This is a genomic window from Bremerella volcania (genome assembly GCF_007748115.1).
GTDB lineage: Bacteria > Planctomycetota > Planctomycetia > Pirellulales > Pirellulaceae > Bremerella > Bremerella volcania.
In genome coordinates, this window is record NZ_CP036289.1 from 6,413,618 (window position 1) to 6,432,214 (window position 18,597).

The window sequence follows — 18,597 nt, forward strand, 5'->3', positions numbered from 1 at the left end:
GTGGGATCGATCTGGTTGCTGCCAGCGGGCTTGGATCTATGATGAAAGTACCCCTTGAACCCCGCCTGTTCCCTCTTTCTCTCGGTTTATTATGTCGCTTGCGCTTCGTACTTGCCTGCTTGCTACTTTGTTATTCGCCCTGACCGCGCCAATCTTCGCTCAGGGAACGGCGGCCGATTATCAGCGGATGCAGCAGTTAGGCCGCATGACAGGCGGCAAGGTCTTTCGCGACGAAGTCACACCCAACTGGCTGCCGGGAGGAGATCACTTCTGGTATCGCGTGCGAACGGGATCAGGAGAACACGAGTTCGTCTTCGTCGACGCAACCAAGGGGCTCCGCGAGCCAGCGTTCGATCACGGCAAACTGGCACAGCAGTTGAGCGATCAGCTGAAGCGAGAAGTCGCGCCGACGCGGCTTCCATTCGAGCGCATTCAGTTCTCGAAAGATTTCGAGCGGATCATCTTTAACGTCTCGGGAGACACCTTTCAAGTCGATCGCGGCGATCAATCCTTAACGCGGCTCGATCAACCAGCCGAAGCGCTCGTTTCCAGCATACCAGCGTTTCGGCGACCCTACCCGTCAACCGACAAAGGGGGCGAGATCCTGTTGAAAGTCGTCAATGAAACGACCGACACCGTAAAACTATTCTGGATCGATCGTGACGGACGACCGGTCTTCTACAACGATATCGCCGCCCAGAAGGAACACGAGAGACGCACGTTCGTGGGGCATGTCTGGCTGGTGCTCAACAGCCGCGACCAGGCACTGGCCGTCTACGAAGCCATCGATCCGATCAGCGTCTTAAAGGTCGACGGAAAGAATGCCCGCGAGCTGCCCAGACGTCGCCGCCGCGACGGTAGGCCACGTTCAGGCCGCACGTCACCTGACGGCCAATGGACCGCCTCGATCGAGAATCACAACCTGGTGATTCGCCAAGAGAAATCCGGCGAACCAATTCGCCTGACGACGGACGGGACCGCGGATAAGTATTTGGACGATCGCTTCTATTGGTCGCCAGACTCGAAACGATTGATCGTGATGGAAGTGACGCCGGGGCAGGGGAGGGAAGTCACCTTCGTGGAGTCATCTCCCGAAGACCAGTTGCAGCCCAAGGTGCATACCTTCTCGTACGACAAGCCAGGCGACAAGATCCGCCAGCAGTGGCCGCGGCTGTTCGACCTGGAGAAGATAGAAGAGCTACTGCTCGACCGCAGCCTGTTTGAGAACCCCTTTGCCATCTCGGAAGCGTCGTGGCAAACCGACAGCAGCGAGTTTCGTTTTCTCTATAACCAGCGAGGTCACCAGGCGATCCGCGTTGTGGCCATCGATCGTGACGCCGCGGTACGGACGGTCGTCGAAGAAACGAGCGAAACCTTTGTCGATTACACCAACAAAGTCTATTACAACCCAGAGCATGACCAGAACGAAATCGTTTGGATGTCGGAGCGCACCGGATGGAATCACCTCTACCTGGTCGACGCCGCGAAAGGAGAAGTCCTGCATCCAATCACCAGCGGCGAGTGGGTTGTTCGTGAAATCGAACGAGTCGACCGCGACAAAAAGCAGATCTGGTTCACGGCCGGGGGCATCGTGTCTGGGCAAGATCCCTATTTTCTGCATCATTGCCGGGTGAACTTCGACGGCAGCGGGCTGACGGTCCTCACCGAAGGAGATGGCACGCACATGATCAACTTCTCGCCGGAGGGTCGTTACATGATTGACGAATATAGCCGCGTCGATCTTCCACCAGTGCACACGCTGCGACGCACCGACGATGGTTCGCTCGTTTGCGAGCTAGAACAAGCGGATGCCAGCCAGTTGCTGGAAACCGGCTGGAAGATGACCGAGCGTTTTGCCGCCAAAGGGCGCGATGGCGAGACCGATATCTACGGTGTGCTTTACTTCCCCACGAACTTTGACCCGGCCAAGAAGTATCCCGTGATCGAGTACATCTATGCTGGGCCTCACAGCGCTTTCGTGCCGAAGCGTTTCTCGATGCTCGATCAGCAGCGCGAACTGGCCGAACTCGGTTTCATTGTCGTTCTGATCGACGGCATGGGTACCAACCATCGCGGCAAGGCCTTTCATGACGTCTGCTGGAAGAACCTTTCCGATTCGGGCTTTCCTGATCGGATTGCCTGGATGAAAGCGGCCGCCGAGAAGTTCCCGAGCATGGACCTCAGCCGAGTCGGGATCTACGGCGGATCGGCTGGCGGGCAGAGCGCGCTGGCGGCCCTGCTTTGGCACGGCGACTTCTACGACGTGGCGGTTGCCGACTGTGGTTGTCACGATAATCGCATGGACAAGATCTGGTGGAACGAACAGTGGATGGGCTGGCCAGTGGATGACTCCTATGCTCAGAACTCGAACGTCACCCACGCCCACAAGTTGCAAGGAGATCTTTTCCTGATCGTGGGGGAAATGGACACCAACGTCGATCCGGCCAGTACCATGCAGGTCGTCAACGCCCTGGTGAAAGCCGACAAAGACTTTGACCTGTTGGTCGTTCCTGGGGAAGGGCACGGGATCGGCAGCGGCCGCTACGGCATGCGGCGCACACGCGACTTCTTCGTCCGGAAGCTCTACGGCGTCGAGCCGCGACGGTGAGCCAACCCAAGCCTCACAAACCGATTTTCTTCCAGGGTGGCGGCATTGTGTGACGCATTCGACTACCATGGAATGTATGCCTGAAAGCTGCGCTTTTGTTCTCGACCGCCACGCAGCGGAGTATCGTGCAGTTTTTCGGACCCCCCATACCCCCATGGTACTGTGAGCAATCGAAGCCAGGACGAGCAGCCTCTGTCGACGCCAGCCGTTTTAACGGTACGCGACGTCGAGCGTACCTTCATCATGGGAGAGGTGAAGGTCGAAGTTCTGAAACATCTTTCCTTTGATGTCTACGACGGCGAAGTCCTGGCAATGGTGGGTCCCAGCGGGTCCGGCAAGTCGACCATCTTGAACCTGATCGGCGGCCTCGATCAACCTAATCGCGGCAGCGTGGTGTTCGACGGAATCGATATGGCGAACGTTTCTTCGAGTGTGCTCACTCGTTATCGCCGCAAGCATGTTGGCTTCGTCTTTCAGTTTTATAACCTGGTGCCGAATCTGACGGCCTTAGAGAACGTTCTCTCTGCCGCCGAACTGGCCGAAAATCCACTCGATGCACGAGAGATGCTCGACAAGGTGGGGCTAACCGATCGCGCCGACCACTTTCCATCGCAACTTTCTGGCGGCGAACAGCAGCGCGTGGCGATCGCACGAGCCGTGGTCAAGAATCCTAAGCTGCTTCTCTGTGACGAGCCAACCGGCGCGCTCGACTTTGAAACCGGCATTCGTGCGCTAGAACTTCTGCTGCAGTTCAATCATGATCTGGGCACCACCATCCTGATCATCACACACAACACGGCTCTGGCCGCCGTCGCGCACCGGGTGATCCATCTTCGTAGCGGAGAGATCGTCAGCGTCGAAGAAAATCAACAGCCGCTGCCTCCCTCGGAGGTGGTCTGGTGAGCATTCTCAACCGCAAGTTGCTGCGAGACCTGTTTGCGGCTCGCGGATTGTTGCTCGCCATCATCAGCATCATGATGCTCGGTTCGGCCTTGCTGATCGGCATGCAGTCGACCTTCTACAACATGCGGGCCGCCAAAGATCGCTACTATCACCAGTGTCACATGGCCGGTTTCTGGATTGATCTGAAGAAGGCTCCCCTCGCCGAGTTGGAAGTGCTAAACGATATCCCCGGCATTCGAAGCTGGCGGGAACGCATTCAATTTCCGGTAACGGTCGACCTCGATCAGCGGATGCGGCCACTCAACGGCAGCGTGATCTCGATGCCTGATCGCCGGCAGACCGTGACCAACGACATCGTGCTGATTCGCGGCGACTACTTTTCCGATCGTGGCGAGCCAGAGGTGATCGTGAACGACAAGTTCGCCGAGGCCAATCGTCTTCATCCCGGTCAGAAACTGCACCTACTGCTGAACAATCGCCGAGAAGAATTCCTGATTGTTGGAACGGCGATCAGTTCGGAGTTTACCTACTTGATTGGCCCCGGCAGCTTGACGCCAGATCCGGAAAACTTCGGCGTGTTCTATCTGCCACGCAAGCAGATGGAAGAGTTATTCGACTTCGAAGGAGCCGCCAACCAGGTCGTTGGTCAATTCACACCGGACATCGACCAGCAAAAGAGTGCGGTCCTTGATTTGGCAGAGCGAAAGCTGGAATCGTCCGGGTTCATTTCGGCCACCCTGCTCAAAGATTTCACTTCAAACTACTTCGTCAGCAACGAGATCGACCAGTTAAGCACCATGTCGAGCTTTCTGCCAAGCATGTTCCTGATTGTGGCGGCGCTGATTTTGAACGTGCTGATGACCCGGCTTGCCAAGCAGCAGCGGACGACGGTCGGAACCCTCAAGGCGCTTGGCTACACCGACGGAACCATTTTCTTGCACTTCCTGAAGTTTGGAGTCGCCGTCGGGCTGGTCGCAGGCATCCTGGCCAGCGGGCTGGGAACACTGGTCACGCTTGGAATGGTGTTGCAGTACCAACAGTTTTTTCAGTTCCCCGACCTACGCAACGACTTTTATCTGCAAACCCATGTCATTGGTTGGGGTGTGAGCATCATCTGTGCGATGCTCGGCAGCCTGTACGGTGCACGGCAGATGCTTTTGCTGCGTCCGGCTGAGGCAATGCGTCCTGAGCCGCCGGCGACCGGGGGGCGGATCTTCCTGGAGCACTTCACGCTGCTGTGGAACAAGCTTTCTCCCGGCTGGCGCGTCACACTGCGGTCGATGGTTCGTCATCGCACGCGAACGGCGATTGCCCTGTTCGCCGGTACCGTCGGGGCAGGCATCCTGGTCAGTGGTTTGATGATGATGGAAGCGACCGAGTATTTCATCCGCGACGAATTCGAACTGCGGAATCGGAGCGACATCGACCTGACCTTCAAAGATGCGCTTGACCGCCAGGCCTGGTACGACTTGTCCCATTTACCAGGGGTCGATCGGGCCGAACCGCTTTTCAGCGTGGCCTGTGACTTTGCGAATGGTCCGTACCATCGGCAGGGAGCCATCCAGGGAATTATCCGCGATGCTCAGTTAACCGTACCGACCGACAAGCAAAAACGACGCATCAGCATCCCCAGTGTAGGCCTGGTCATGGAACGCCGCTTGGCCGATCACCTTCACTTGAGGGTGGGAGACCTAGTCGAAATTCACCCCAAGTCGGGGCGGCGCGACCCGCTGAAAGTTCCCCTGGCGGTCATCAGCGAGAGCCAGTTTGGGCTGAATGTCTACGCCGACCTTGAATACCTCTGCCGGATTCGTGACGAGTCGTTTGCCATGAGTGGCGCTCAGCTGAAAATCAATCAGACCGAACATGCCCAGCGAGAACTGTATCGCACGCTGAAACAGATGCCGGCGATGGAAGCGATCAATTCCCGCCTGGAATTGATCAAGAACATGCGCGAGACGATCATTCAGAATCAGAATGTGGCGATTGGCATGATCGTCGTCTTCGCCGGCACCATCTTCTTTGGCAATGTGTTGAATGCGTCGCTGGTGAACCTTTCCGAACGTCAGCGCGAAGTCGCAACGATGGGAGCCATGGGATACACGCGCTGGGAAATTGGTTTGTTGTTTCTCCGCGAGAGTATCGTGATTAACATGCTGGGCGCGGTGCTGGGACTTCCCGTTGGATACCTGCTGATTCATCTAATGACCAAGATGATCGATCAGGACCTGGTGCGTTTTCCGATCGTGACCGCGCCCTGGATCTATGTCAGTGCATTCGTTACCGCATTGCTCTTCACGCTGTTGGCTCACGCGGTGGTGCAATGGCGAATTCATCAAATGAATTGGCTGGAATCTTTGAAAGTTCGTGAGTAGACCGACAGGCCCGCTGCAGCTTGGGTGGGCAGAAAGATATTTACCATGATCAAAACGATTGCCATTATTGTGGGCGCCATCCTAGTCGTGGGGGGCATCGTCTACGTCACGCAGTCTGGCGGCCCGCCGGTTGACGTCGTCACGGCCTCCTTGGCCCCGATCCAAGAGTACGTCGACGAGCAGGGAAAGACGCGACTTCCTCGTACGTACGTTATCTCGATGCCCTTCGACGCCCGGTTGGGCGAGATCACGCTCGAAGAAGGGGACCACGTCACCAAGGGGGAGGTCGTCGCCAAGATCGTGCAAGAAGACGTCGAAGCCGAGTACGACGAATCGAAGGCCGCCGTCGAGCGGCTGGCCGCATCGATTCGAGAAACCGGCGACAAATCGGTCGAACAGACAACCAGGCAACAGGCCGAATTCTTTGTCGATTCGATGGTCAACACGGTGGAAGCCGCCAAAACGCGAATGACGGCCAGCCGGTCGCGCTTTGAATATGCCACGACCTACCTCCAACGTGTTCAACAACTGATCGACAAGGGAGCCAAAACAGAAGACGACCTCGATCGAGCGCAACTGCAAAAAGTAGAGAGCGATACCGATTTTCAAACCGACGCGCTGACGTACCAGGCCATCTTGTCGATCGACGCGGCAACGAAACTACTTCCCAGCATGGTTTCTCAATATATCGATCGCAAAGATCTCTCGGTTGCCGTACTTCAGCAGCAGAAGGCCGAAGCGGAGGCTCGTCTGCGAACGGCCGAACTACGGATGCAGAGATCGACCATGACCAGCCCGGTCGACGGCATTGTGCTTACCAAGGAACTGACCAGCGAACAGCAAGTTGCCGCCGGCACAACGCTGCTTGAGATCGGCCAGCTCTCGCAGTTGGAAGTCGAAGCGGAAATCCTGAGTCAGGATGCAACCCGAATCAAACCAGGAGACCGCGCCGAGATCTACGGTCCGTCCCTGGGAAAAGAAGCAGGCCACGGGATCCCCATGAAGGTGCAGCGGGTCTATCCAACTGGATTCACCAAGGTGAGTTCATTGGGGGTTGAACAGCAGCGCGTGCTGGTCATTCTTCGCTTCGAGTCCGGTCAACTCGCACAGGTGCTTGAGCAGCATGGATTGGGCGTCGACTATCGTGTGCAGGTTCGTGTTTATACCGAAGAGAAAGCCCAGGCCTTAGTGATTCCGCGGTCCGCCATCTTCCGCGACGTCTCTGGCAACTGGCAGGCGTATGCCGTATCGGGCGGTAAACTACAACGGCGAAACTTGCAATTAGGCCTGATGAATGATCTGAGTGTTGAAGTCACCCAGGGGATTGAATCAGGAGATCAAATCCTTATTTCTCCCGCGGCTTCACTGTCGGACGGAGCGAAGGTAACGCCGATCGAAAACAGCCCTTAAGTGCCGGCGCATAAAAAAACCCCACAGACGGGGCAGAGCCTGTGGGGCCGATCCTAGTCACGCTAGCGCGACCAGCTTCATTTCAATGGATTCACTTAGTTCGCTATTTCACCAACGTCAGACGGTTTAGTGTAACGCATGGAAAGCTCATATCAATTTGTTCATATGAATTTCAGATTATTGCAAATTTGTCTCGCTCCAAAAGTCGATTCACCAAAAATTCATACGTTTTCCCCCATTCAGTCATTACATGGCGATCTGGGCATGAAGAAGCGAGTGATGGGTTTGCGGTGGTTTTGTCATCTCGGTATCGTTGAACATGTTCGTGACTGCCTATGCAGGGCATTTCACCTTTAGTGGCGATCCATTCTCCGGCTGATTTCCATCCCGAGTCGTTCTATTTCGTCCATCACCTTTGACCAAAGCGGAGACGAATGTCCTCGATCACTACCGAGCCAGTCACTACGAAAAGACAGCAAAACGAGTTCGTCGAGTTTCCTTGGGAGTTATATCGGGACGATCCCAACTGGATACCGCCGCTTCGACAGAATCTAAAAGAACTAGTCAATTTTGCCCCGCATCCCTTCTATGCGCGAAATAAGGTCCAGTGTTTTTTGGCGCGGCGTGCAGGACAGGTAGTCGGACGCATTGCTGCCATCTTGAATGTCGGCCACAACGAGCGGTACGACGAGAAGCGAGGCTTCTGGGGTTTTTTCGAGTCGATCGATAATACGGAGGTTAGCGGCGCATTGTTCGACGCCGTGAAAACATGGTTCGCCGAGCAAGGCATTCACAAGATGCGGGGGCCAGCCAATCCGTCACTCAACCATGAGGTAGGCACCCTGATTGAGGGTTTTAACAGCCCACCTGCATTCATGATGACCTATAACCCCCCTTATTACGAGAAGCTGATCACGGACTACGGTAACGAGAAAACCCAAGACATGTATGCGTTTTGGGGGCATATCAACATGCTGGAAGGGTTGGACCCGAAGCTGAAGTTCATCGTCGATGAAGCCAAAAGTCGTTTCAATTTGAAGCTGCGCCGGATGGATCGAAAGCGTTTTAAGGAAGACGTCTACACGTTTCTCGATAACTACAATCGTTCGTTGGTCGGGACTTGGGGGTTCGTCCCCATCGATATGGCCGAAGTCGACAAGATGGCCGAGGACCTGAAGCATTTGCTGGTGCCGGAGTTGACTTCCGTTTGTGAAGTCGACGGCAAGGTCATCGGTTCGATGTTTGGGATGCTCGACTACAACCCACGCATCAAAAAGATCGACGGGAAATTGTTCCCCTTCGGTTTCATGCGCCTTTTATGGAATAAGAAGGCGATCAAGAATATGCGATTGATCTCAACGAACGTGGTCCCGGAGTACCAGCGCTGGGGCATCGGCCTGGTGATCCTGGAACGTCTGGTCCCTGACATCAAAAAGTGGGGGGTTCAGGAAGTAGAGTTTTCCTGGGTTCTGGAAAGCAATCATCTCTCCCGTGCTTCTCTTGAGCGGGGCGGGGCCAAGAAATCGAAGACCTACCGCATGTTCGACTATGCACCCGCCGAAGCTGCGGGGGACAGCACGACATAAAGCGTTGAGTGCATCCATGGGGCCTCCCAAAACGACGCCAACACCAGTGCGCTACTAGCAATTCGGGTAAGGCGTTAGGGGCTTTCGCACCCACCGACCGTTAGTTAACCGCGATTCATCTCTCTGCGCCACCAGCTTTCCACTGGTACGCAATATGCGTTTGATTTTAAGGGGCTTCCCGATATACTAATGCTGGGACGATTGTCATTGTCCCCCCGTATCTGAGAATATGTAGATTACCTCAAGGAGTATTATGTCTAAGAAAGAAGAGGCTCTCGAAGTCGAAGGCACAGTGACGCAAGCACTTGCCAACACACGGTTCCGCGTCCAATTGGACGTTGGCCCGACGGTTATGGCCCACGTGGCCGGGAAAATGCGTAAGCACTTTATTCGTATTGTTCCTGGCGATCGTGTCCGAGTGGAACTTTCCCCATACGACATGACCAAAGGTCGCATTGTCTTCCGAGAGCGTTAAAGCTCGCACCGCGGGAGGTTTCTGCACTCTCGCCTAGATCCCCCAGGTTAGTACAGTGCGCTCACTTTGTTGAGTGACTCTCTCCTGGCGCGGTTCGTGTTTCGCCACAGCCAAGGTTTTATAGGCATTCCATTGCCGCTTCTGCTTGAGCATCCATCAAGCGCCGGAAACTTTTTGGCCCGTCGTGAAACTGCTATTCAATCCGCCGGGTAGGTTTTATGGACTCGGTATGCGCGCATCGCTTCTGCTATTTGCCTTGGCTTTAACGGGCACCCGGTCTGCGGTACATTTGGAAAGTCCTCTCAAGGATTAGCCATTGAACGAATTCCCACCCTTCCCCTCGGCCGCCGGGGACAGGGTTCCGATTTAAAGATCACCTCTCAGGAGACGAACGCAGTGAACAAATTCATTCAACGTAGTCGACTGGCAATCGCAGGCTTGCTGCTTGCCGCCATGCCGCTGGTCGCACTTCATGCTCAGGACGCCGAATTCAAGCCAGTTGCCGTGGTTTCGGTTGCCCCTGTGAAGAAGGTTTTAGCCGACGTTCAATATCTTGCCGATGCCGCTGGTCAGACGGATGCAGGCCGAATGGCCGTTCTGCTGTCGGCTCCGTTTACCGAAGGAATCGACAAGACTCGCCCAGTGGGTGTGGTCGTCATGACCAACGGTCAGGACTTCGCTCCGACCGCTTACCTGCCGGTATCCGACTTCGACAAACTGGTGACCACTGCGACCGAACAGATTGGTCCACCGCAAGACGTCGGTGATGGCATCAAGATGTTCACCCCGAACCAAATGCCAATCTTTGTGAAGGACGCCGGCAACTGGGCGATCCTGGCTATGGATCAGGAGAAACTGGCCAATCCATTGGACGATCCTACCGCGTTCTTGAAGGATCTGCCCGAGCAGTACGACTTGGCATTACAATTCTTCCCTGGCAACATTCCAGAAATCTACCGCAACGTCATCATCGAACAGATGAAGACGGGGATCGAGCTTTCGCTGGAACAAGAGGCCGATGAAACGGACGAAGAGTTCGAGATTCGCAAGAAGCAGATCGCCGATCAGATGGCCGAAATGGAACGAATGTTCACCGAGTTGGAGGACATCATCATCGGCTGGAACGTCGATGCCACGCAGCAGGGCACGTACCTGGACTTCGCCTACACCGCAGTCGACGGAAGTGACTTCGCCAAAACGATGGCCATGAACTCGGACCTCACTACGGAGTTCGCCGGATTCAGCAGCAGCGCCGCGGCCATCAACTTTCAAGTTACCGAAAAGCTTTCGGAAACTGACATCGCCCGAATGGAAAAGCAGATGAACGATCTGCGTGAACAAGGGATCCGTCAGCTCGAAAGTGAAGGTGAACTGGAAGGGGATGAACTCGAATCAGCCAAAAAGGTCATCGATCTGGCCATCGACACCCTGGTCGAAACGGCTCGTACCGGTTCGCTGGATGGCGCCATGATGGTGGACATGACCGACGGCAAGGGAACGTTTCTGGCCGGTGCTCATGTCGCCGATGGACAACGCGTCGAAGATGGCGTGAAGGAAATGCTGAAGCTCGCCGCAGCCGATGGGGAAGTTCCACCGGTCAAATGGGACGCCGACACCTACCAGGCGATTCGCTTGCACGTGATGCAAATTCCGCTGGACGACGCCCCGCCGGAAGCGAAGGACGTTTTGGGAGAAAACCCGGAAGTGATCCTCGGCATTGGCGAAAAAAGCGTCTACCTCGCCGGCGGCAACGAAGCCATGGCAAACCTGAAGAAGGCGATTGACGCATCGATCGCCGGTACCGATGCCAAGGTTGGCGTAATGCAGATGCACGTAGCCATTCTGCCGATCTTGAAGACGATTCAGAAGAGTAGCCCAGAGCCAGTGCCAGGCGTCGATGCCGCGGTCCAGGCTCTTTCCGGTGGATCAGACAAGTTCATGGTCACGGTCGACATGGAACAGCGCTACATGCGTTTGCGAATGATGCTTCAGGAAGGGGTGATCAAGGCCATCGGTGCCGGTGTCGCCGCCCAGAACGCCGCCGACGCCAACGCCGAGTTTGAGGACGCTCCGGCCTTCTAAATAAGGCTCGAAACTCGACAGTTTGAACCATGAAAGAGACCTTTTTACGGAAAGGTCTCTTTTTTTGTGCCCGGTGGGCGAAATCTCGTGTCTCACTACAATAACGTGTACGATTCACGCCCTTTTTAGTTTTGGTGCTCGCTATGCCACAAGTCCCCACGTTTTCGACCTCTCGCCAGGAAATCGCCGGCGTTTCCGTTTTGCAGTTGGCTACTCAGTTTGGTACCCCGACCTACGTTTACGACGCCGCGAAGATCGTTCAGCGTATCCAAGACCTCGCCGCTTTTGACGTCGTCCGCTATGCCCAGAAGGCTTGCTCGAACCTGGCAATTCTGAAACTGGTTCGCGAAAACAACGTGGTCGTCGATGCGGTCAGTGCCTGGGAAATCCGTCGAGCTCTGACCGCCGGCTATGAGGTTCATGGCGACCCGCCGCCAATCGTCTATACGGCCGATATCTTCGATCGCGAAGCGTTGGAACTGTGCGTAAAACACGGCCTGCACGTCAATTGTGGTTCGCCCGACATGATTCGGCAGCTGGGTGAATTGGCTCCCGGACGCGAGATCACGCTACGCATCAATCCCGGATTTGGGCATGGTCATAGCCAGAAGACCAACACCGGCGGTCAGCAATCGAAGCACGGCATCTGGCACGAGCAACTCAACGATTGTCTGCTTCTAGCCGATGCCAACGGGCTGCAAATCACCGGTCTCCACATGCACATCGGTAGCGGCACCGACTTGCATCACCTCTCGCAGGTTTGCGATTCCATGGAAAAAGCGGCCTTGGAAGTCGGTCGTAGCATCAAGACCATCAGCGCCGGCGGTGGCTTGCCAATTCCCTACAACAGCCAGCAAACGTACGTCGATCTCGATAAGTACTTCGAGCTGTGGGACGCTACACGCAAGAAGCTGGAAAAGACCTTCGACCACAGTATCTCGCTCGAAATCGAGCCGGGTCGATATCTTTCCGCTGAAGCAGGGTATCTCGTCACCGAGATTCGCGCCGTCAAGCAGATGGGTGACAATCTGTTTTATGTCGCGGACGCAGGCTTCAATAACCTCGCGCGTCCGATCATGTATGGCGCCTATCATCCGATTTCGGTGGCCCGTAAAGACGGCCAGGTAGTCGGCGAAGAACACGACGTGATCGTGGGCGGTCCTTTGTGCGAATCAGGCGACATCTTCACGCAAGAGGAAGGTGGCTTCGTCAGCGATCGCAAGCTTCCACCGGCTGCGGTTGGCGATTTGCTGGTTATCGAATGTGCCGGGGCGTATGGCTACTGCATGAGTTCCAATTACAACTCGAAGCCGCTGGCCGCGGAAGTGCTGATCGAAGATGGCAAGGCACGCATCATTCGTCGTCGCCAAACGTTCGAGGGCTTCATCGCCGACGAAATGGTTTAACCGCGAGAAGCGACGATGGCTCGCAATATTGAAATCAAAGCCCGACTCACTCAGCGATCGGAACTTGAAGACCGTATCGCTCCGATCGCCGACTCGGGTCCGATCGTTCTCAAACAGATCGATCAGTTCTATCGCGTCCCCGATGGGCGGCTGAAACTACGCCAGATCAATGGCCAGCACGCCGAGTTGATTTTCTATCGCCGCTGGGACACAGCCGGGCCGAAGACTTCAGACTATTCCCGAGTTCCCATTGTTCACCCCGACCAGCTCGCCCAACTGCTGACCTTGGCGCTAGAGCCGCTTGGCATCGTCAAGAAGACGCGAACGCTTTACCTGGTCGGACAGACGCGCATCCATCTGGACGAGGTGGAAGACTTAGGTAGCTACCTGGAACTGGAGGTCGTTCTCGATCCATCGCAAACCGAGGCCGAAGGGGAAGCGATTGCCCATCAGCTGATGCAAAAGCTGGGGATTCAAAGCGAGGATCTCGTTGAGGGGGCTTATCTCGACCACCTGATTAGATAGCCGCCCCGGCCCCATGCACGCCATCGAAGTGTTCGTCGCGCAAATTGAAGCGCAATTCAAGAATCGAGAAGTCGTCCCCTAAATGCTCGCAGCCGCATAACTCACGGACATAGCGGTAAAGATCGTCCATCTTGGTATCCCCTTTGGGTACCGGCTGGTTCATGAAGTCGACGAATTCCTCGAACGTCCATTCATTTCCGTCCTCTTTATGAATCTCGAACACCCCGTCACTGTAAAGAAACATGCTCGACGGCGATTCGATGACGATCGAGTCGGTCTCGAAGTGAGGCCATTCGATCATCCCCATGAGGGGCCCTTGTGATGCCAGCCGGATCGGCTCGCGCGAGTCTTTGACGTACAGCAGCGCGTCGGGATGTCCTCCACCCCCCCAGGTCAGCGTCCGCGAGGGGCGATGGAACACGCCGTACCACATCGTGTACAGCTTGTTGCCGTGCATGTCCATCGTGAACGACTGGTTGAGTCGTTTGAGGACTTCGCTGGGGTTGCGAAAATCGGCCCCCGGCAGCGAAGCTCCACGCACCACGTTGATGATGCTGACGGCCAGCAGGGCCGAATCGATTCCGTGCCCGGTGACGTCAAGCAGGTAGATCGCCATATGATCGGGATCGATCCAGTGGTAACCCATCGCATCCCCACCCAGCTCTTCGGAGGGAACATAACGCCAATCGATCGAGATCTGCCCCGTGATTGGCTCGGGGATCAACCGCGCGACGTATTCTGCTCCGGCATCCAAGTCTCGCTGCATACGCTGGTTGGTAAGTTCCAACTCGTTGGTTCGTTCGCGAACCAGGTCCTCGAGGTGGGCGTTATATCGTTCGAGTTGCTGATTCTTCTCACGCAGTTCCTCAAGCAATGCCGCGCGCGACTTAAGGCTGATTCGATCGCGCTGAAAATCAAGGAACTCCGGCGTCAGTGAACCCGGCATGTTGCGAATCATCTTGCGCAACGAAATTTCCCGAACCGCGTCCCCGTTGGCTAACTGTCGGACGTCATCAAATACATCGTGTAAAGCAGGCGAGATCTGAATCGTTTCCGACGTGAGAAATCTCAACCCTAGAATGAGCTGTCCTTGCATATCTTCGAGATCGACGAACATCGAGCCTGGCTCGGAATTCTTAAGCAGTTGGCGAACCAGGTCGGAAAGGATCGTGGCCATGCGGGTCGACATGGCCGAACCAAAGCCAAATGCGGCGGTCAGACTGAGCACTTTCGAGCGGACTTCCACGACCGCCGATTGATCAAAAATACGAACGTCTCCCAGGTGCGTCCTCATGCATACCTCACCGCGATGCAGGAAGCATCGTCATGGTCTCGGCCAAATTGTTCAACCACCCGGCGAGCGACGCTATTGAGCGGCTCGAAGAAGAGCTGACACGGTTCTGCCAGCTCGAAATGGCTCGACACCCCATCACTGTACAGCAGCAGGATGTCATGCTGGTCGAGCGTCATCCGTTCCAACGTAGGCGTTCTAAGCGTATGACCAACGACCCCTTCCCGCGTAAGCATGTGATGGGGATGTTCGCCCATCATGCGACAGGTCGCATTCCCGATGCCGACGTAACGCACGTCTCCAGAATCCGACTCGATGGTGCAAAGACTGATCACGGCACCTCGACCCTGCTTCTGGTGATTGTGCAGCGCTTTCATGAGGGCCAGTATGTCAAACTTGTCTTTCCAACCGAGGATAACTTCCTCCAATTCCAAGGCCGTGGAATAGGCCTGCGGGCCATGCCCCAATACGTCCACAAGAGCGAGAAATAAATAGTCATCGTGCGACCGGACGATTGCCAGGTCGCCTCCTACGAAGTGCCCGGTAGCCGTTCGGACGAAGCTACCGGTGTCCAATTTGCGAGGCGTCATTACTTCCATTTCCTCACCGTAATCCTGGTTCCCTTGCCGACTTCGGATTCTAGTTCGAATTCGTCCATGAGACGCTTGACGCCGGGAAGTCCCAGTCCCAGTGTTCCGCCGGTGCTGTGATGATCGCTCATTGCCGATTCAACACATTCAATCCCGGGACCATGGTCCCAGGCGACTACCTCGATTCCCTGTTTTGGTCCGTGAGTAACGTAGCGAAGAATCACTTCGCCATGTTGAGCATACTTGATGATGTTACGAGCGAGTTCCGAGACGGCCGTCGCGACCAATGCGACTTGGTTTGCCTGAAGTCCGGCCGATTCGGCCATCTTGCGAGATGCCATGATTGATCGAACTAAGTTTGCCTCCGTACTGATCCATATCCGCATCTCCGGCAGGTTCATTGCATTGACTCGTGGCGACCTCCGTTACTGGCCCCATTTGACTGCAGTTTCTCAAACGCCTGATCAAGCGTCAGGGCCGTTTCCATTTGACTGAAATCAAGATCGAAGTCCATCAGCGAGCAAGCGATCTCGGCCTTGACGCCGACGAGCATCGCACGTGCTCCCATTAGGCGAGACATTCGCATGATCTCACAAATTGCCTCGAACTCGATACGGTCCATGATGTCGACGCCCGACACGTCGAGCAGAACGGCACGCGTTTGCGTCTGGCGTATTTCTTCGAGTAGGTCTCTTTTGAAGCGGAACAAAACCTCATCGTTCAAATCGATTTGAATCGACGCCACCAGGCAACCGCTGGTTAGTTGCATGGGAACGCGCGGCACTTCCGAGGAATCGTGAATCATGGAGGGGTTCCGTCTTCATGTAAAACCAGTTTCAAATCGTTGAACGCATCCCGCAGGGCGTCCTTGAGTGTTGCCGTGGTTCGTATATCTCCTACGTTGATGCCAAGTTCCACAATCGTCTGGGCAATTGCCGGCGAAACGCCTGAGATGGTACACGTACATCCCATCAAGCGAGTCGCCTTGGTAATTTTGATCAGGTGGTTCGCCACGGCCGTATCGACCACGGCAACACCGCTAATATCGAGAATGAGACAACGCGAATGCGTGTCGGCAATCTTGTGCAGCACGGCCGTCATAATGTCTTGAGCACGCTTGGAATCGATGATCCCGACGATCGGCAACATCAAGATGTTATTCCAAACTTCCGTTACCGGAGTCGACATCTGCATCAAGGAATCGTGTTGTTCGGCAATGATGCAATTGGTCTGCCGCATGAAGGTGTCGACCACGATCGCCGTGTCCAACATGATCAGCTTGGTAATCGCCTTGAGCGAACGAGCATAGCGTTCCGGCTCTAAGCTGTGGTCATACAGGACGTCCGTCCAGATCCGCAGCGAGCGATACATCGAAGAGACGTAGGTCGGCAGCGGCAAGCCAATTCGGGCGTGATTCGCTCCGACCGACTTCCGCTTCTGAACGTATACCTCGCTGATGTCGGCTGAGAAGAAATCTTCCCAATATCGCTTCTGCTGAGATTGCACCCGATGCAACGTCGCGCTGTCATTAAAGTAAAGATCGAATTCCGGTTGCGTTCTGAGCCACTGGTAAAACTCGTTGATGAATGCATCCAGATGCGGCATGACGATCTGGCCGTAGTGGACTATTAACTCGAGATCCTCCTCGGTGACATGATAGAGTTCTCGAAGTTCGCCAGCCGACAGATTTCCGAGATCACAATGCGCATTCATGAGTTTGGCTATTGGGTAGATGGCTTTTGCGGTGGTGGATCCAGATGCGTGAAAATCAACGAAGCCTTGCGCGTAGCGGTAGATCCATGGTAGTTCGTCCTTCATGCACAGTCGAGCATTCTGGCCGATATATTACTTGTCAAAAACTCCTTAATTCATAGGCGAAAACGAGGAATTGAACCGATTTGTCGTAGCGCTTCTTCATCGGGAAAACCAAGCACCCGATAACGTGGCGGATACGTTTTCAGGTCCTCCATCTGTGAGCCCAGTACCTCTTGAACTACTTCCCATGTTCCACTTGCCAATGGTTTCATGTGCGCGCTATCCATGAACACAACGACGTCACTCATCGGCAAAAGCGCGTGCGGGCACTCTGGCCAGACACAGTAGGAATGGAGTTGTCGTGTCTTCAAATCACGGTGCAGGTAGTAATTTGCTACAAAGCCTTCTTGCCCGGTTTGAGCGAACCCTACTTCAATGGCTTCGTGTTGCTCGCGATATTCGGCTGAATGACCTTGCAGGTGCAGTTCCCAAAAAACGCCGTGCTGGGGATGCCCGACCGGGGGCAGCCACGTCTCCCACCCCTCAGCCGTCAAACGACATGGCGTCAAGCTAATGGGGCGAGGATCGCAAATGTACTGGTTAACCAGTTCTTGCATCAATTGAAGCCCGATCTCATCTTCATCCCCTGTAACGATCAGGCAATCGCGAGTCGGCACCATTGCCACCGGCAGGCCCTGCAACTCGAGTCGGCGAATGCGGTCGGTCAGCAATAGCCGCGAAGCGTCGTAATGATCTTGATTTCGGAACAGAAACACTCGGTCGTCGATCGTGGTCACCGTGGCGGTCAACTCATCCAGGTTTTCCAGCGCGACTTCCATCAACTCATAGATCGAGCGTCCCCATTGACTCATCCGGGTTGCGTCGATGGTTCGCATCGCCTCAGGCAGGTCGAAGATAGGCAATGCGAGTAAATGATCGCCCACCATCGTCGAAGTAATTTCGGCGGGTTGCTCTCCACGCAGCCGACGTTCCAGATTGCCGATTTCCAGGTAGGCGCGGCTGCGGACGATCGGCAAGATATCGGGCCGAGCGTCCTCGAATTCTTCAGGAATCGACTTGTGATGCGAGAGAATGGCCCGGGTAATTTGGCATAAATACGCTTCCTGTTCTCTTTCCGGAAGACGATCATACTCGCGAAAGATGTTGCCCAGACTGGCAACCCCAGCCAGTTCCCCTTGGTCGTAAAAACTGAATTGGTACGCCTGCCTTTCGTAGCGGATCTCGCGGCTCTCACCGGCTTGCTTGACCCGATGCATCAAGCGCTCGGCGAACTGATCACGCTTGGAAGAACCAAATAGGTACCGTAGTAAATCCATGGCACATGCTGCTTTAAGTTGGCGACTTTGGTGCGATGGAAAGCTCAACGCTATTCTATCGTGTTAAGTAGTAGTCACCAACGAAAATCACTATTGGGGGGCGAGTTCAAACTGAGGATTAGTAAGTCCTATAACCCCATTTCCAGGTTGGAAATCTGGGATTCTTTCAGCTATTCTTAAGAAAATTCGGCAAGATAATCGTCGATAATTCGAAAGATTGAGGCTTTGGTACGGACTAGGGCCGAAGAATAATA

Annotated in this window: 15 protein-coding genes; 9 read left to right on the forward strand and 6 right to left on the reverse strand. The window is 55.1% G+C overall.

All coding sequences use genetic code 11. From position 1 onward, the window contains the following. The first annotated feature begins 91 nt into the window (after nucleotides 1-91). The 9 genes from Pan97_RS25760 to Pan97_RS25800 all read left to right on the forward strand — a co-directional run bounded on the left by Pan97_RS25760 (nucleotide 92) and on the right by Pan97_RS25800 (nucleotide 13,370). Complete coding sequence (locus Pan97_RS25760) at nucleotides 92-2,608, forward strand: prolyl oligopeptidase family serine peptidase (protein ID WP_144977878.1); 2,517 nt, start codon at nucleotides 92-94, stop codon at nucleotides 2,606-2,608. 162 nt (nucleotides 2,609-2,770) lie between these two features. Next, nucleotides 2,771-3,511, forward strand: coding sequence for an ABC transporter ATP-binding protein (locus Pan97_RS25765; RefSeq protein WP_241676343.1), 741 nt, complete (start codon nucleotides 2,771-2,773; stop codon nucleotides 3,509-3,511). Continuing rightward, complete coding sequence (locus Pan97_RS25770) at nucleotides 3,508-5,886, forward strand: ABC transporter permease (protein WP_144977880.1); 2,379 nt, start codon at nucleotides 3,508-3,510, stop codon at nucleotides 5,884-5,886. Before Pan97_RS25765 ends, Pan97_RS25770 begins: the two co-directional genes overlap by 4 nt. Before the next feature lie 45 nt (nucleotides 5,887-5,931). Continuing rightward, nucleotides 5,932-7,296: an efflux RND transporter periplasmic adaptor subunit gene (locus tag Pan97_RS25775; RefSeq protein ID WP_144977882.1), complete on the forward strand. Its 1,365-nt coding sequence runs from the start codon at nucleotides 5,932-5,934 to the stop codon at nucleotides 7,294-7,296. Nucleotides 7,297-7,730: 434 nt separating this feature from the next. Beyond that, entirely contained in the window at nucleotides 7,731-8,882 is a 1,152-nt protein-coding gene (locus Pan97_RS25780; protein ID WP_144977884.1) for a GNAT family protein, read from the forward strand. 253 nt (nucleotides 8,883-9,135) lie between these two features. Further along, nucleotides 9,136-9,357, forward strand: a complete 222-nt coding sequence (gene infA, locus Pan97_RS25785) for a translation initiation factor IF-1 (RefSeq protein WP_105331308.1) — start codon at nucleotides 9,136-9,138, stop codon at nucleotides 9,355-9,357. A 396-nt stretch (nucleotides 9,358-9,753) separates the two neighbouring features. Next, nucleotides 9,754-11,439, forward strand: a complete 1,686-nt coding sequence (locus Pan97_RS25790; RefSeq protein WP_144977886.1) for a hypothetical protein — start codon at nucleotides 9,754-9,756, stop codon at nucleotides 11,437-11,439. A 143-nt stretch (nucleotides 11,440-11,582) separates the two neighbouring features. Continuing rightward, nucleotides 11,583-12,845 carry a diaminopimelate decarboxylase gene (lysA, locus tag Pan97_RS25795; protein ID WP_144977887.1) on the forward strand — a complete coding sequence of 421 codons (1,263 nt, stop codon included), beginning with the start codon at nucleotides 11,583-11,585 and terminating at the stop codon, nucleotides 12,843-12,845. Between the two features lie 15 nt (nucleotides 12,846-12,860). Next, nucleotides 12,861-13,370 carry a class IV adenylate cyclase gene (locus Pan97_RS25800; protein ID WP_144977889.1) on the forward strand — a complete coding sequence of 170 codons (510 nt, stop codon included), beginning with the start codon at nucleotides 12,861-12,863 and terminating at the stop codon, nucleotides 13,368-13,370. Here the strand turns inward: Pan97_RS25800 and Pan97_RS25805 are convergent. From Pan97_RS25805 to Pan97_RS25830, 6 genes are all read right to left on the reverse strand, one after another. Then, on the reverse strand, nucleotides 13,363-14,664 hold the full coding sequence (locus Pan97_RS25805) for a PP2C family protein-serine/threonine phosphatase (RefSeq protein WP_144977891.1): 1,302 nt from the start codon (nucleotides 14,662-14,664) through the stop codon (nucleotides 13,363-13,365). The two genes, Pan97_RS25800 and Pan97_RS25805, sit on opposite strands and share 8 nt — an antisense overlap. Next, on the reverse strand, nucleotides 14,661-15,251 hold the full coding sequence (locus tag Pan97_RS25810; protein ID WP_165698975.1) for a SpoIIE family protein phosphatase: 591 nt from the start codon (nucleotides 15,249-15,251) through the stop codon (nucleotides 14,661-14,663). Before Pan97_RS25810 ends, Pan97_RS25805 begins: the two co-directional genes overlap by 4 nt. Beyond that, nucleotides 15,251-15,592, reverse strand: a complete 342-nt coding sequence (locus Pan97_RS25815) for an ATP-binding protein (RefSeq protein ID WP_196782222.1) — start codon at nucleotides 15,590-15,592, stop codon at nucleotides 15,251-15,253. Before Pan97_RS25815 ends, Pan97_RS25810 begins: the two co-directional genes overlap by 1 nt. 56 nt (nucleotides 15,593-15,648) lie before the next feature. Continuing rightward, nucleotides 15,649-16,056 (reverse strand): STAS domain-containing protein, encoded by a 408-nt coding sequence (locus Pan97_RS25820; RefSeq protein WP_144977897.1) that lies wholly within the window; start codon nucleotides 16,054-16,056, stop codon nucleotides 15,649-15,651. Further along, nucleotides 16,053-16,964: a protoglobin domain-containing protein gene (locus Pan97_RS25825; protein ID WP_144977899.1), complete on the reverse strand. Its 912-nt coding sequence runs from the start codon at nucleotides 16,962-16,964 to the stop codon at nucleotides 16,053-16,055. Before Pan97_RS25825 ends, Pan97_RS25820 begins: the two co-directional genes overlap by 4 nt. A gap of 155 nt (nucleotides 16,965-17,119) precedes the next feature. Continuing rightward, complete coding sequence (locus Pan97_RS25830; protein WP_144977902.1) at nucleotides 17,120-18,343, reverse strand: DUF1444 family protein; 1,224 nt, start codon at nucleotides 18,341-18,343, stop codon at nucleotides 17,120-17,122. Nucleotides 18,344-18,597 lie beyond the last annotated feature (254 nt).